14 protein-coding genes and 1 tRNA gene are annotated in these 14,615 nt (G+C 40.3%); 8 read left to right on the forward strand and 7 right to left on the reverse strand.

Annotated features, from left to right (window positions below; translation table 11 throughout):
• Window positions 1-299: 299 nt before the first annotated feature.
• The 3 genes from GYM62_RS20435 to GYM62_RS20445 all read right to left on the reverse strand — a co-directional run bounded on the left by GYM62_RS20435 (window position 300) and on the right by GYM62_RS20445 (window position 1,336).
• Window positions 300-373, reverse strand: a tRNA-Ala gene (locus GYM62_RS20435).
• Between the two features lie 47 nt (window positions 374-420).
• Window positions 421-1,041: a recombination mediator RecR gene (gene recR / locus GYM62_RS20440; protein ID WP_219957772.1), complete on the reverse strand. Its 621-nt coding sequence runs from the start codon at window positions 1,039-1,041 to the stop codon at window positions 421-423.
• Between the two features lie 10 nt (window positions 1,042-1,051).
• On the reverse strand, window positions 1,052-1,336 hold the full coding sequence (locus GYM62_RS20445) for an ATP-dependent Clp protease adaptor ClpS (protein ID WP_219957773.1): 285 nt from the start codon (window positions 1,334-1,336) through the stop codon (window positions 1,052-1,054).
• A 61-nt stretch (window positions 1,337-1,397) separates the two neighbouring features.
• Between GYM62_RS20445 and GYM62_RS20450 the strand changes: the two genes are divergently transcribed.
• Complete coding sequence (locus GYM62_RS20450; protein WP_219957774.1) at window positions 1,398-2,843, forward strand: sodium:solute symporter; 1,446 nt, start codon at window positions 1,398-1,400, stop codon at window positions 2,841-2,843.
• On the opposite strand, the gene GYM62_RS20455 is transcribed toward GYM62_RS20450, so the two are convergent.
• Window positions 2,844-3,182, reverse strand: coding sequence for an MGMT family protein (locus GYM62_RS20455; RefSeq protein ID WP_219957775.1), 339 nt, complete (start codon window positions 3,180-3,182; stop codon window positions 2,844-2,846).
• Entirely contained in the window at window positions 3,163-4,056 is an 894-nt protein-coding gene (locus tag GYM62_RS20460; RefSeq protein ID WP_219957776.1) for a mechanosensitive ion channel family protein, read from the reverse strand. The genes GYM62_RS20455 and GYM62_RS20460 overlap by 20 nt, the downstream gene beginning before the upstream one ends.
• A gap of 56 nt (window positions 4,057-4,112) precedes the next feature.
• On the opposite strand from GYM62_RS20460, the gene GYM62_RS20465 reads away from it, so the two are divergent.
• From GYM62_RS20465 to thrC, 6 genes are all read left to right on the forward strand, one after another.
• A complete protein-coding gene (locus tag GYM62_RS20465) occupies window positions 4,113-4,790 on the forward strand; it encodes an SDR family NAD(P)-dependent oxidoreductase (protein WP_091655493.1) in 678 nt (225 codons plus the stop codon).
• A gap of 3 nt (window positions 4,791-4,793) precedes the next feature.
• A complete protein-coding gene (locus GYM62_RS20470) occupies window positions 4,794-5,246 on the forward strand; it encodes a nuclear transport factor 2 family protein (protein ID WP_219957777.1) in 453 nt (150 codons plus the stop codon).
• Window positions 5,247-5,250: 4 nt separating this feature from the next.
• Window positions 5,251-5,706, forward strand: a complete 456-nt coding sequence (locus GYM62_RS20475; protein WP_219957778.1) for a hypothetical protein — start codon at window positions 5,251-5,253, stop codon at window positions 5,704-5,706.
• 545 nt (window positions 5,707-6,251) lie between these two features.
• Window positions 6,252-8,699 (forward strand): bifunctional aspartate kinase/homoserine dehydrogenase I, encoded by a 2,448-nt coding sequence (gene thrA / locus GYM62_RS20480; protein ID WP_219957779.1) that lies wholly within the window; start codon window positions 6,252-6,254, stop codon window positions 8,697-8,699.
• Complete coding sequence (locus GYM62_RS20485; RefSeq protein ID WP_219957780.1) at window positions 8,699-9,631, forward strand: homoserine kinase; 933 nt, start codon at window positions 8,699-8,701, stop codon at window positions 9,629-9,631. Before thrA ends, GYM62_RS20485 begins: the two co-directional genes overlap by 1 nt.
• A gap of 3 nt (window positions 9,632-9,634) precedes the next feature.
• Window positions 9,635-10,933, forward strand: a complete 1,299-nt coding sequence (gene thrC, locus GYM62_RS20490; RefSeq protein ID WP_219957781.1) for a threonine synthase — start codon at window positions 9,635-9,637, stop codon at window positions 10,931-10,933.
• A gap of 444 nt (window positions 10,934-11,377) precedes the next feature.
• Here the strand turns inward: thrC and GYM62_RS20495 are convergent, their stop codons facing one another.
• On the reverse strand, window positions 11,378-12,343 hold the full coding sequence (locus GYM62_RS20495) for a Fic family protein (protein WP_219957782.1): 966 nt from the start codon (window positions 12,341-12,343) through the stop codon (window positions 11,378-11,380).
• Between the two features lie 125 nt (window positions 12,344-12,468).
• Between GYM62_RS20495 and GYM62_RS20500 the strand changes: the two genes are divergently transcribed.
• Window positions 12,469-13,548, forward strand: a complete 1,080-nt coding sequence (locus GYM62_RS20500; protein ID WP_219957783.1) for a glycoside hydrolase family 43 protein — start codon at window positions 12,469-12,471, stop codon at window positions 13,546-13,548.
• Between the two features lie 87 nt (window positions 13,549-13,635).
• Here the strand turns inward: GYM62_RS20500 and GYM62_RS20505 are convergent, their stop codons facing one another.
• Entirely contained in the window at window positions 13,636-14,610 is a 975-nt protein-coding gene (locus GYM62_RS20505; RefSeq protein WP_219957784.1) for a polyprenyl synthetase family protein, read from the reverse strand.
• Window positions 14,611-14,615: the final 5 nt, after the last annotated feature.

Here is a 14,615-nt window from a genome sequence, read left to right on the forward strand (position 1 = left end):
GCATAGACGTATATAATTATTGGTATGCTACTATTATTCCACCGAAGAATTAGAATTCTTTCAAGGTATTTGGAAATCCTCAATTTTGCGAAAAAATTAAACTCATTTAGTATTTGAGTGGGAAGATTTAGCCTTCTGAGCTAACTGGGGAAATATAAAAAAAGCCTCACATTTCTGTGAAGCTTTGAGTGGAGGATAAAGGAGTCGAACCGATGACTTTCCCGCATGCTTACGGTACGCTCTATTCGGCTGAGCTGATTTGAAAATAAAAAAGCCTCACGTCTCTGTGAAGCTTTGAGTGGAGGATAACGGAGTCGAACCGATGACCTCTACACTGCCAGTGTAGCGCTCTAGCCAGCTGAGCTAATCCCCCAAACGGATTGCAAATATAAGCTGAGGATTCAATTAGCCAAACAAAAATTAATCGGTGTTATAATTTATCCTTGTCATAATACTCCTGCCCAAAGTGACCTCATCTGTAAACTCCAATTCGCCTCCCACTGGTATTCCTCTGGCTATTGTACTAACTGAAACGCCTTTTTCTTTAAGGCGCTTTGCCAAATAAAAGGCCGTAGTATCCCCTTCCATGGTTGCGCTTAAAGCTAGAATAACCTCTTTTACTGGTTCGGATTCGGAAGCCTTTTCAATCCGATTGATTAGAGATTCAATCTTAAGATCCTCTGGACCGATCCCCTGAATGGGAGAAATCACGCCACCTAGTACATGGTACTTTCCCTGATATTGATTCGTGTTTTCGATGGCAAGAACATCCCTCATATCTTCAACTACGCAGATGATTGAGCCATCTCTTCTATGGCTTTTGCAAATACTGCATTCCTCTTCATCAGCAACGTTGTGACAGATTTTGCAATACTTGATTTCTTGCCTCATTCTCGATAATGCAAGAGCTAAGGCCTCAGTATGTGCTTCACTTTGCTTCAACAGATGTAAAGCCAAGCGCAATGCAGTTTTTTTTCCGATCCCAGGCAATCTGGAAATTTCGGTTACTGCATCTTCAATTAATTTGGAAGGAAAATTCACAGGGTGATGTTTATACTATTGTGGCTTGAATACCTTCATCTAAGATAGCTTCACACATGGGTTTTAGCTCTTCTTGACTTCCTTTTTTTACAGCGCATTTACCTTTATAATGGATAATTATGGTGCACTGTTCGGCCTGTTCTCTCGTGTGTTTGCAAACTCTAATCAACACATTGATTACATGATCGAAGGTGTTGATATCATCATTGAATACCACCAGATCATGGGACTCAAGATCCAGTAATTCCTCTACTAATACGTCTTCTTCTTCTACCTGTGGGAAAGGTGTACTCATTTCAATCATTTTGCAAAATTAAGAATATTAGACAAATTTGGCGACTCACCAACGATGCGCTATGAATCCCCAAATTGTTCTGCTTGTCATTTCCTGTTATTTCTTGATGTTGTTCCTGATTTCTTGGTTTACATCCAGAAAAATCACAGCAGATACTTTTTTTACCGGTGACCGTCAATCTCCTTGGTTTTTGGTCGCCTTCGGTATGATTGGCGCCTCTTTATCCGGAGTAACCTTTATATCGGTTCCCGGTGAGGTAGGTAATTCTAACTTCTATTACTTCCAGGTTGTTTTAGGATATACCCTGGGATATTTTACCATTGCCAAGGTTTTATTGCCTCTTTACTACCGACTTAACTTAGTATCCATCTATTCCTATTTGGAAGATAGATTTGGCTTTTGGTCATACAAAACGGGTGCCTTTTTCTTTATTTTATCAAGAACTTTAGGTTCATCGCTCAGAGTATTTTTGGTTGCATCCGTTCTACAGTTGATTTTATTTGACTCATTAGGTATTCCTTTTTGGGTTTCAGTCTTGATCACTGTTGGTCTAATTTGGCTTTACACGCATAGAGGAGGGATCAAAACGGTAGTTTGGACGGACACGCTTCAGACATTTTTCATGTTATTGGCTGTGGTAGTCTGTATCAAGCTTGTTGGAGATGAATTAAGCTTCTCCGGTATTTCCGAATATTTCACCGCTGTTTCACAAGATTCTCGCTCGGAGATTTTTAATTGGGACTGGAAAGCAGGAACCAATTTCTTCAAGCAATTTATCTCTGGAGCATTCATTACCATCGTCATGACAGGTTTGGATCAGGATATGATGCAAAAAAACCTCACCTGTAGGAATATAGGCGATGCACAGAAAAACATGTTTTGGTTTACCATCATTTTGGTGATTGTAAATTTGATGTTTCTGTCACTAGGCGTGATGCTTTACCTCTATGCTGAAACCAAGGGTGTTCAATTGCCGGCTAAAACCGATGAGCTATTTCCCCTTTTGGCCACTCAGCATTTTTCCGCTTTTGCGGGGATTATTTTCGTTTTAGGAATCACAGCTGCAGCTTATTCGAGTGCCGATTCTACACTGACTGCATTGACAACTTCATTTTGCATTGACTTCTTAGAGATAGAACGGAAGTATCCTAAGGAAAGGAGAGTAGCTATTAGAAAGCGAGTCCACATTGCATTTACCTTCGTGATGTTTATTGCCATTCTGATCTTTCATTGGATCAATGATCAGAGTGTGATTAACTCGGTTTTTATCATAGCCGGCTACACCTATGGCCCATTATTGGGCCTCTATGCTTTCGGGTTATTTACAAAATTGAAAGTAAAAGACCGTTGGGTTCCCTTAATGGCAATAATGGCTCCTTTAATCACCTTTGTGATCAGCTATAATTCTGAAAAATGGCTTTGGGGATACAAGTTTGGCTTTGAAGCCTTGATCTTGAATGGACTCCTGATGTATTTGGGGCTCTATTTGGGAAGGATTAAAAAGTGATCAAAAACCTAATTCCTTTTCAGGGTCCCAAAATAGGTTTTCAAAGTTTTGGACCTGATCATTTTCAACTTGAACGCCTTCTGATTCCAAAAGCTCCTGCATTTTAGTAGGAGTTTGAAAATGATGTTTGCCAGTCAGTAAGCCGTTTCTGTTAACCACACGATGCACAGGTACATCTGGTAAAGTGTGAGCGGCATTCATGGCATAGCCTACCATTCTGGCGCCGCTTTTAAGCCCCAAATAATTGGCAATGGCCCCATAAGAGCAAACTCTGCCTTCGGGTATCTCTTTGACTACCTGATAGACAAGGTCAAAATAATTAGGCTTTTCTGTGTTCATTACTCCAATTTAGGAATGCCTGATTGATGGTTTTTCTAACTTGAGATTCAATCAATTTCTCACCGGATTTGATAGGGAACTGATAGCGTACCAATACATTGTCTGACTTCCTTTCCAGTACATTCAACTGAGCTCCTTCCAATATCACATAATCAGAAAATTGCTTCAAAACCTCGCCTAGTTTTTCTTCCAAATTGATCAACTGAAGATCTGTGGAGTAGGGCATTTCTGCATCAAAAACTACCTGATGAGTGTTATTTTTTGAATAATTGATTACGTCCGAAGTAAGCATCATGGAATTGGGAATGATGATGATTTCCCCGGTCTCACTTTTAAGGACAGTATTCATCAAGGTAAAATCTCTAATAAACCCTGTGTTCTTCCCAATCGTGATTTTGTCTCCAATTTCCAGTTGCTCAGAAAACATGATGATCAAACCATTGACAATACTGGTGATGTAGTCTTTAGTCAATAATGCAATCGCTGCCGCTACAATGGTGATGGAAGTTAGAAACTCCAAAGGCCGAATGCCAAAGGCTAGCATCAGTGAAATGAGGAGTGCAAGAGAATTGAGTATCCCGGAGATCCTTCCTATCCCAACCACAAAGTTGGGAAGGACTTTGGTTTCCGCAGTTTTTTGGAGGTAAAGTCTTAATGTAATGATCCTTCCTAAAGAAATAATCAGGTTGGCACTGAGTAGAAATATCAATGCTCTGATTACATGATTTAGGAGGGAATAGTTATCCAAAAGAGGTCTCAAATATGTTTCCCCTTCATAAATAAATTCCAGTAAAATCAAGAGAATCAGTTTGATGGCGAAGTTCCAGCGCTTTCTATTCTCCTTGGTTCGTATACTAGTTTTTAGGTGATTCATAACTTAATCGAAAAATAAAGCCTAATTTTAGCAATAATCAATCGTGTTTTTAGCATATGAGTAGAAATATCATCATTACCGGCGCTGCCGGAAACTTAGGTTCAGCTGTTGTAGAAAAGTTTAAAAGAGAAGGATATCATGTTATCGCATTACTTCAACCAGGGAAAGACGAGGAAGTGGAAGATGCGGATGATAGCTACGAAGTAGATGTAACAAATGAGGAGTCTGTGGCCGAGTTTGTCAAGGAATATCAGCTTCAATACAATGAATTGGATGCCTTGGCCATGATAGTTGGAGGGTTTGCGATGGGATCTATTGAGGATGCCAAGCAGTCTGATTTTGAAAAAATGTTTTCTCTCAATTTTTTTAGCGCATATCATCTGGTAAGAGGATTCCTTCCTTTTATGAAGAAGCAGCAAAAAGGTACTTTCTTGTTTGTGGGTGCACGCCCTGCTTTGCAATTAGAAGACGCTTCTGCTACGATCGCCTATGCTATGAGTAAAAGGCTGATTGTGTCTTTGGCAGAAATTTTAGCAACCGAAACCAAAGAGACCAATATTCGTTCTCATGTCTTCGTTCCAAGTATTATTGACACTCCGCCAAACAGAGAGGCTATGCCCGATTCGGATTTTAGCAAATGGGTAAGTCCTAAAGAAATTGCAGAGGCGATGCATTATGCTGTCAATAATCCGGCCTTGAGAAATATGACTTTCAAACTTTATGGAGAAGCTTGATTTATGAAAAAAATACTTTGTCTTTTAGCCTTAAGTTTTGGTGTTTTATTTCCGACTTTAGCTCAATCTGAAGAGCAAGCCGTCAAAGAAGTAATAGTGTCGCTTTTTGACGGTATGAGAGCAAAAGATGCTGAAATGGTTATGAAATCTTTCAGCTCAGATGCAATGATGCAAACCGTGATAGCTGACCCATCAGGTACAAGAGTTGGAAGTAATTCTGTGGAGGACTTTGGGAAAAGGATAGCTAGTACACCGGTTGAGACAGAATTGGATGAACGAATCCTAGATTATCAAATTAAAATAGACGGAAACATGGCGGCTGCATGGACGCCCTATGAGTTTTACGTCAATGGAAATTTTAGCCACTGCGGAGTCAATTCTTTTCAGTTGGTCAAAATGTCCGAAGGTTGGAAAATAGTTTACATCATTGATACCCGTCGTAAAGAGGGATGTTGATTTTATGCAGGAATTAAAAGAAAAGATTTTTCAGGCTGCTATCAGACAGCTGAAAGAAAAAATTAGCCTACTTCAGCAGGAAAGAAAGGCTGTTTCTGAAGGTATTTTAGAAGATACGAAAAGTAGTGCAGGTGATAAGTTTGAGACTGGAAGAGAGATGATGACCCAGGACTTAAAAACCATCGAAGGCACCATTGAAAAGCTTCAGGAGGACTTGGATGAGATTTATAGGGTTCAGTCTATCAAATCCAATTCGGAGGCAGTACGGGAAGGGTCTTTAATTCAGTTGGGAACAGACTTTTTCCTGATTTCGGCTTCAATCGGCCAATTGGAAGTAGAAGGCAAGAAATATTTTCTACTGAGCAGAAATTCCCCTTTAGGACAAGTGCTAATTGGGAAAAAGAAAGGAGAGAATGTCCTTTTCAGAGGAAAGCCACAAGCCATTTTAGATGTTCAATAAGCTTTGCTGAGAATTAAGTATACTATTGCATCAGCCTGATTCCCCCGGATATCAGGCTTTTTATTTTTCATGATTATCGAATAAACCTGAGGACTTTTTTTGGATAGAAATATTTTTCCAAAATAATACTAAACTAATTTTGCGTATAAGCTTTTTTTAAATCCTAAAATAGACAGTATTGAGAAAATTTTATTTTGAATATCAGGCGTTATTCAATCTAAAAGACTGAATTAGAAAATATTTAAAATTATCAAATTTATATTTTTCACTCCCTTTTGATTAAATAATTGAAAATTAATAGCGTATTATTTGGCATAAAAGAAATTACTGCCTAAGATTGTAAAGTCAATTTCTAAGTCATGGTTTTTGCAGCAAGAAATATTTTTCACACTTGTAAGGGCATTATGTCAATGTCCGGCATGACTTCTATTTCTACTTTTTTTACAGGAATGACCACGATTACGGGGTAATCCCGTTTAATCTCAAAGTACTCGCCCCTGAGCCTATTAAGGCATTTTATTCATTCAAAATCATTCTATTTACTTATGAAAATCATCAAGTTTGGAGGTTCCTCTGTAGCAACTCCAGAAACGATTCGGAAAGTTTTTTCAATTATTCAGGAGAAAAATAAGCAACAAGATGTAGCTGTTGTTTTTTCTGCTTTTGGCGGTGTGACAGAAAGTTTGTTGACGATTGCCCGCCTAGCTAGAGAAGGTGATCAGGTTTACAGAGATCTACTCCAGACTATGGAGGAAAAGCATCTGGATATGGTAAGGCAGCTAATAGCAGTACAAAACCAGTCTACTGTCATGACCTATGTGAAGGTCCGTTTCAATGAATTGGAAGATTTATTCCATGGAATTTACCTGATAAAGGAAAATTCTGATCGGACTTTGGATTATGTTGCAAGTTTCGGGGAGCGTCTTTCTACTTTTATTTTGGCCGAGGCTTTAGCTGCCAAAGGCATTAAAACCCAATTTTTGGATGCAAGGGAGGTAATTCGAACCAATGACAGATTCGGTCAGGCCAGAGTGGATTTTGAAGTGACCAATCACCTGATCAAAGAATATTTTCTAAAGCATGATGGAATCAAAATCATTACAGGATTTATTGCTTCTACTGCAAAAGGGGAGACTACCACGTTAGGAAGATCAGGTTCGGACTATACAGCGGCTATTTTTGCGGCTGCCTTAGATGCGGAGGACTTAGAAATCTGGACTGATGTATCGGGGGTCTTGACTTCAGATCCCAAGCTGGTTTATACCGCATTTAGTATTCCTCAGCTGAGCTACAATGAGGCGATGGAGCTTTCTCACTTCGGAGCAAAAGTGATTTTTCCGGCGACTATGCAGCCGGCGATGAAGAAGAATATTCCAATCTATATCAAGAATACCTTCGAACCTTCCAACAAAGGCACGCTAATCAATGGGGAGGTGACTCAAGGTGGATTGATCAAAGGGATTTCATCCATGTCCTCCATTTCCATTGTCAATGTGCAGGGAGCCTCTCTATTAGATGGGATTACGGGAAGTAGGGTATTTAAGGCTCTTGCAGAGGCTAAAGTGAATATTGTCTTAATTTCTCAGGCATCTTCCGAACATAGTATCTGTTTGGCTATCAAAACAGCCGAGGCATACTTGGCGAAAGAAGTGGTGGAGCGGGAGTTCTATTATGAAATCAAATCCGGTGAGATGGATGAGGTTACGCTTATGCATGGTTTCTCCACTGTTGCGGTAGTAGGAGAAAATATGAAGCAAAATCCAGGTGCTTCCGGAAGGATGTTCCGAGCATTGGGAAGAAACAATATCAACGTGGCTGCTATAGCCCAGGGTAGCTCGGAGTTGAATATCTCTGCGGTCATACCTCAGGCCGACTTACAAAAAGCTCTCAATGCCTTACACGAAGCCTTCTTCCTTTCTGAAAATAAGGTGCTTCACGTTTTCTTGGTTGGAGTGGGCTTGATAGGCAAGGCATTGATCAAAATGATTGCAACTCAACAGGAGAAACTGAAAGGTGATAATGAGCTGGATATTCAAATTCACGGAATGGCCAATAGTCGCTACATGGCTTTCCATGAAGATGGATTTGATTTAAAAAATCCACATGAGTTGAGTGATCAAGATCAGAAGATGGACTTGGAGGAGTTTATCCGGACTATGGAAGAAATGAACTTCTCCAACTCAGTTTTTGTGGATTGCACAGCGAGTCAAAGCGTAGCAGATGCCTATGCACGAGTTTTAGGTGCAAAGGTGGCAATCGTAACCCCTAATAAAAAAGCGAACTCCAGCTCAATGGAGCAATATAAAGAGCTTAAAAAACTGGCGAAAAAGAGAGGAGTGAAATTTCTCTATGAAACCAATGTTGCAGCAGGATTGCCTGTGATCAACACCCTTCAGGATCTGATGCTTTCCGGTGATAAAGTAATTCGAATTGAAGCCGTATTAAGTGGGTCTATGAATTTTATTTTCTCCGAACTGGAAAAAGGAGATCCTTTTTCTCAGGTAGTCAGAATTGCCAAAGACAAAGGCTACACCGAACCTGATCCAAGAGACGATTTAAGCGGAATGGATGTGGCTCGAAAAATTCTGATTTTGGGAAGAGAGGCCGAACAAACTTTAGAATTTGAAGACATCACTATTCAGAGTATGGTTCCGGAAGATTGCAGAGAAGCTGCTACGGTGGAGGAGTTTTTCCAGAAGCTTCAAGCACACGATTCGGAGTTTGAGAAACTACTCAAGGAAGCAGAATCAAAAGGAGAAAAGCTTCGCTTTATGGCAACTCTGGAGAATGGAAAAGCAAAGGTTGGTCTGAATTCCCTTCCAAATGCACATCCATTCAGCAGTTTGAGTGGAAGTGACAATATGATCCTTTTGACTACTGAAAGGTATCTGGATAGACCGATGATCATTCGGGGTCCAGGTGCAGGAGCTGATGTGACGGCTGCCGGAGTTTTCGCTGACGTGATTAGGATTGGTAACTACACCCGCGAGTAATGAAAACCGTAAAAGCCTTTGCTCCTGCTACTGTCGCCAATGTATCCTGCGGCTTTGATATTTTAGGATTTGCCATTGAGGGCATGGGGGATATTGTGCAGTTGAATGAAAAGGAAAATCCCGGCCTGGAAGTAAGTTCAATCTCAGGAGACGATGGAAAACTGCCTTTGGACGCTGCTAAGAATACCTGTGCGGTAGCTATTCAAGCTATGGTTGAGGACTTGGGTGTTAACCCTGGGATCTCTATCCAATTGGAAAAAGGATTGCCGCTTGGATCGGGCATGGGGTCGAGTGCAGCAAGTGCTGTTGCTGCTTTGGTTGCGGCAAATGAATTTTTGGGCAGTCCTTATGAGAAAAAAGACCTTCTTCCTTTTGCAATAGCTGCTGAAAAAATTGCCTGCGGAGCCGGCCATGCAGACAATGTAGCCCCGAGCTTGTTGGGAGGTTTTGTACTGATCAGAGACTATCATCCTTTGGATGTGATTAAGCTGAATGTTCCTCAGGATCTGTATTGTACCTTATTGCACCCACATTTTGAATTGAAAACAGCTGATTCCAGATCAGTTTTGAGAGAAGCCATTCCCTTGAAACACGCTACCATTCAATCAGGAAATGTGGCTGGATTGATTGCCGGGCTATATGAAGAAGATTATGAATTGATTTCAAGATCATTGAGAGATGTCATTGCGGAGCCTTACAGAGCGGTATTGATTCCTGGCTTTTATGAAGTAAGAGAGGCAGTAAAAGGTGCCGGGGCCTTGGGAATGGGAATATCGGGCAGTGGTCCAACACTGTTTTGTTTATCCAAAGGAAAGGAAAAAGCTGTCCAAATTGCCAAGGCCGCGGAGGAGGTTTATCAAAGTATAGGATTGGGCGTGGATGTGTATTTTTCTGCCATCAATACAGATGGTGGTTATATTTTAACAGAATAATTGATGAAATATTACAGCACCAATAACCCAAAACACCAAGTCAGTTTAGCAGAAGCTGTGATCAAAGGATTGGCTCCAGATCAGGGCTTGTACTTGCCCGAGCGGATTCCTTTCTTACCTCAGCAACTGATAGAAAGTTTTTCATCCAAGAGTTTTCAGGAAATTGGCTATAAGGTGATTGAGGCCTTGTTTTCGGAAGACTTGACAAATGAGCAAATCCGAGCCTTGGTGGATCATACTCTTGTTTTTGATGCTCCAATAGTTGAAGTGGAGGAAGGGGTTTACAGTTTGGAGTTATTTCACGGACCTACATTGGCGTTTAAAGATTTTGGAGCACGCTTTTGCTCCAAATTAATGAGCATGCTTACTGCCAAAACTGATCAAAAAGTCTATGTTTTGGTAGCGACCTCAGGAGATACGGGAAGTGCTGTGGCCAATGGTTTTTTGGGAGTAGAAGGAGTCGAAGTTATTGTTCTTTTTCCAAAAGGGAAAGTCAGTAAGCTTCAGGAAAAACAGTTTACCACTCTCGGACAGAATATTACTGCGATAGAAGTGGAAGGAGTTTTTGATGATTGTCAGACTTTGGTCAAGCAGGCTTTCTTGGATCCGGAATTGAATAAAAGCTTGCTCCTGACTTCAGCTAATTCTATCAATATTGCCCGATGGATCCCTCAGTGCCTGTATTACTTCTATGCCTATTCAAGACTGCCTAAAGATGGGAAAAAGATCGTTTTCTCAGTGCCAAGTGGTAATTTTGGTAATTTGGCGGCTGGAGTTTTGGCTTGGAAAATGGGATTGCCTATAGACCATTTTGTCGCTGCAACCAATCTCAACAAAATAGTCCCTGATTATTTAAAGGGGTTACCTTTTGAAGCCAAAGCATCTGTACCTACAGTTTCCAATTCTATGGATGTGGGGAATCCTAGTAATTTTCCTCGACTTCAGGCGCTTTATGATGGAAATGAGGAGCTGTTTCGGAAAAATATCAAAGGTTTTTTCTACACCGATGCTCAGACCATCGAAGCAATACAGGATGTCAAGCCCAAAGGCTACACTCTTGATCCACACGGAGCAGTGGGATATTTAGGCTTGAAAGATTTCATGGCTGAAAACCCAGGGTATGTTGGTGTGTTTTTAGAAACAGCCCATCCAGGAAAATTCAGAGACGTGGTGGAAGACGCATTGAATGAAAAATTGGTTTTGCCGGATCGATTGGCAGCTTTTCTGGAAGGAGAAAAGAAAGTGCTCTCGATGGGTAAAAGCTTTGAAGAATTTAAAGGGTTTTTAGATAGGCTAATTTAGGAGGTTTTATGCTAGCCTATTTTTTGATTTTCCGACTTTGAAATTTTGAAGTTCGCCATATCAAAACACTATCCGGTTTGGAGATTGCCTGGTACTTCTTGAAATCGATGTTTGGGGTAGTTTACCTAGTGTTGCTTTTTTAAATTTCACACGAAAATTGTAAGAGAGCTATAATGCCACATCCAAAAATGATTACCAAAGAGCTGATTAGTATCCCAAGAGCAATTTGATATTGTTTGCGTTTTGAATTTTCCTTCTGATAAGTTAAATCTAGAAGTTTTGAGAAGTCTTTAGCATAGGCGAACCAAGGACTTGAGTTTTCATTTTTGCATCCTCTGTTTTTTAGTGAGATGTCCAACCACCAAAATGTAATGTTTATGGTTATGAAAGAAACAATCGGGATGAAAATCAAAATAAAACTAAGCATGTAAGGATGCGCAAATTCTAGTAATAAATGGGATTTATAGTGTATTTAACCTGATTTCCTTTTCCTTCAGTTGAGAGGATTTTGTTTTCCACCGCTTTCTTCAAATCTCGACTTGCTGTGGCTGTGGAAATGGTCTTAAACACTTCCATGTAGTCTTTTCGAGTGAATTGGCTTTTTCCCAAAGATAGAAAGTAGGTCATTCGATCCTCCGGATTGATGGTTTTTCCTTTGACTCGAAGCAGGTCTTCGAGTGCAGCATCGAGAATTCGGAGCATGTACTCGATGAATACGGTCGACTTTCCCATTTTGTCACTCAGCGCGAGAGCCTCGTAATACTCCGATTGAGTTCTGTTAATCAATGTTTCAAAAGGCAAAGATTCGAAGACAGGATACTTTTCCTTTAGAATTATCGTCTGCCAAAGCCTACCCATTCTTCCATTTCCATCCAAAAAAGGATGAATGAACTCCATTTCGTAGTGAAATACACAGCTTTTTATTAAGACAAGTTCTTGGTCCTTCTTCAGGTAATGAAAAAGATCTTTCATTAGTCCAGGTACATTTTCAGCAGGTGGTGCCAGATGTGTCACTTGCGAACCCTTGACCACTCCCGCTCCTCGAGTTCTATATTTTCCGGGATGTTCGATCAATCCGTTCATCAAAGTTGCGTGTGCAGAAAGGAAGGATTTTTCTGAAATTGATTTCAGTGAATCCAATTTTTCATAAATGGAAACTGCGTTGAGCACTTCCAAAATATCTTTTTGCGGCCCAATCACCCGTTTGTCTTCTAAAATTGCCGTAATCTGATCCTCACTTAAGGTATTTCCTTCTATTTGAAGCGATGAGTGAATGGTCTTGATTTGGTTTTGCTTCCGGAGTTGGGGAGAAGGTTTGCTTAGAAAAAGCGCATTTGCCTCACCAATTTTCTCCGAAATGGAGCTTATCCATTTCAAAATCTTAGGATTGATATCGTAAGGAGGCTTCATTTATAGTATCATTTGATACTATCAAATGTAAATTCTTTTAAGAAAATTTGATAATGTTTTCCCGTAGGTTTTTCTAATGCCTTTTCTTATTTTCAAAATCAAACCCATTCAAACCTAATTTAACCATGAAATTTTCAAACCAATTCTTAAGCTTATTCCTGCTTTTAGCAGCTTGTTCTCAGCCGAAAAAAACTACTGAAACTGAGGTTGAGTCAGAACCCGAACCTATATTCGCCCATTCACCCTTAGTCCAGCATATCTACACAGCCGATCCATCAGCTCATGTTTTCGAAGGAAAGCTATTTGTTTACCCTTCCCATGATATAGAAACGGATGTGGAAGAAGATGATATGGGCTCTCATTTTGACATGAAAGATTACCATGTTTTCTCTATGGAGAAGGTTAATGGGCCTGTCACTGACCATGGAGTGGCTTTGAAATTGGAAGATATTCCTTGGGCAAGTAGACAGTTATGGGCTCTGGACGCTGCCGAAAAAAATGGAAAATACTATCTCTATTTCCCAGCAAAAGATAAACAGGGGATATTTAAAATTGGGGTCGCCGTTTCAGATCGCCCAGAAGGTCCATTTAAACCAGAGGCAGAACCAATCAAAGGTACTTTCAGTATGGATCCTGCTGTTTTTCAGGATCAGGAGGAGTATTTTTTGATTTGGGGAGGAATCTGGGGAGGACAACTTCAATGGTATGAAGATCAAAAACTCGTTGAGGGAAGAAAGGGTCCAATGGATGGGCTACCGGGGCCAGATCAAAAAGCTTTGATGCCATACATTGCCAAATTGGATGATGCAATGACCGGTTTGGCAGAGAAGCCGAAGGAGATTTTGATCCTGGATGAAAATGGTGAAGCAATTAAAGCAGGAGATAATGCTCGAAGGTTCTTTGAGGCTGCCTGGATGCATAAACATGATGGGAGATACTATCTATCCTATTCAACGGGTGATACACATTTTATAGCCTACGCCATTGGAGATAGTCCCTATGGTCCATTTACTTACCAGGGAAATGTCTTGGAACCCGTAGAAGGTTGGACTAATCATCACTCTATTGTCAATTTCGAGGGGAAATGGTATTTATTTTATCATGATACAGAGCTTTCAGGTAAAACACCCTTGAGAAATATCAAAATGGCAGAATTGGTCCATTTACCTGATGGAAAAATTCAAACGATCAATTCTTATGAATAGTCATAAGCCTGACTTGAAAGCGAACTTTGATAAGATAAGCTGAGTCAAAAAGTGTTTTAGAAAAAAAATAAGACCTTCGAAGAGGTCTTATTTTTTTCTTTCTATTGTATAGCTGACTAAAGCTGAAAGTGAGGCTCGGTATTCAGATTCTGGGAATCCTTCCAAAATGCCCAGAGCTTCCTGATAAAATCCATTCATTTTTTCCTTGGCATACTCTAAACCTCCACTCTTTTTTACAAAATCAATAACCTGATTTACAGCTTTTTTATCGTTGGATTTATTTCGGATGAGGTGGATGATTTTCTTTTTTTCTAACCAATCCGCCTTACTCAAAGCAAATATCAAAGGCAAAGTCATCTTTTTCTCTTTGATATCAATCCCTACAGGTTTCCCGATTTCTTCTTCTCCGTAATCAAAAAGATCATCTTTGATTTGAAAGGCCATGCCCACCTTTTCTCCGAATTCACGCATTTTGCTGACCATTTCTAGGTCTCCATTGACACTTGCTGCACCAACAGCACAGCATGAAGCAATTAGACTGGCTGTTTTTTGACGGATAATTTCATAATATACTTCCTCGTCTACATCCAGTTTTCTGGCTTTATAGCTCTGAAGCAGTTCGCCTTCCGACATTTCTTTGACTGCATTGGAAACTATCTGGAGCAAATGAAAATCCCCATTATCGACTGAAAGAAGTAAGCCTCGGGAAAGCAAATAATCTCCGACAAGGACAGCGATTTTATTTTTCCATAATGCATTGACGGAAAAAAAGCCCCTGCGATAATTTGCATCATCCACGACATCATCATGAACAAGGGTTGCCGTGTGAAGCAACTCGATCAAAGCCGCACCTCTGTGGGTGGAATCGTTGATTTCTCCACAGACTCCAGCCGTCAAAAACACAAACATGGGCCGCATTTGCTTGCCCTTCCGCTTCACGATATAATTGGTGATATGATCGAGCAGCTTCACCTTGCTTTTCATGAAGTCGCGGAATTTTTGTTCGAAAACAACCATTTCCGACTCGATCGGCACCTGTATTTGTTTGAGATCTGGTTTCATTGGGA

Origin of the sequence: Algoriphagus sp. NBT04N3 (assembly GCF_019443765.1) — a bacterium.
GTDB lineage: Bacteria > Bacteroidota > Bacteroidia > Cytophagales > Cyclobacteriaceae > Algoriphagus > Algoriphagus ornithinivorans.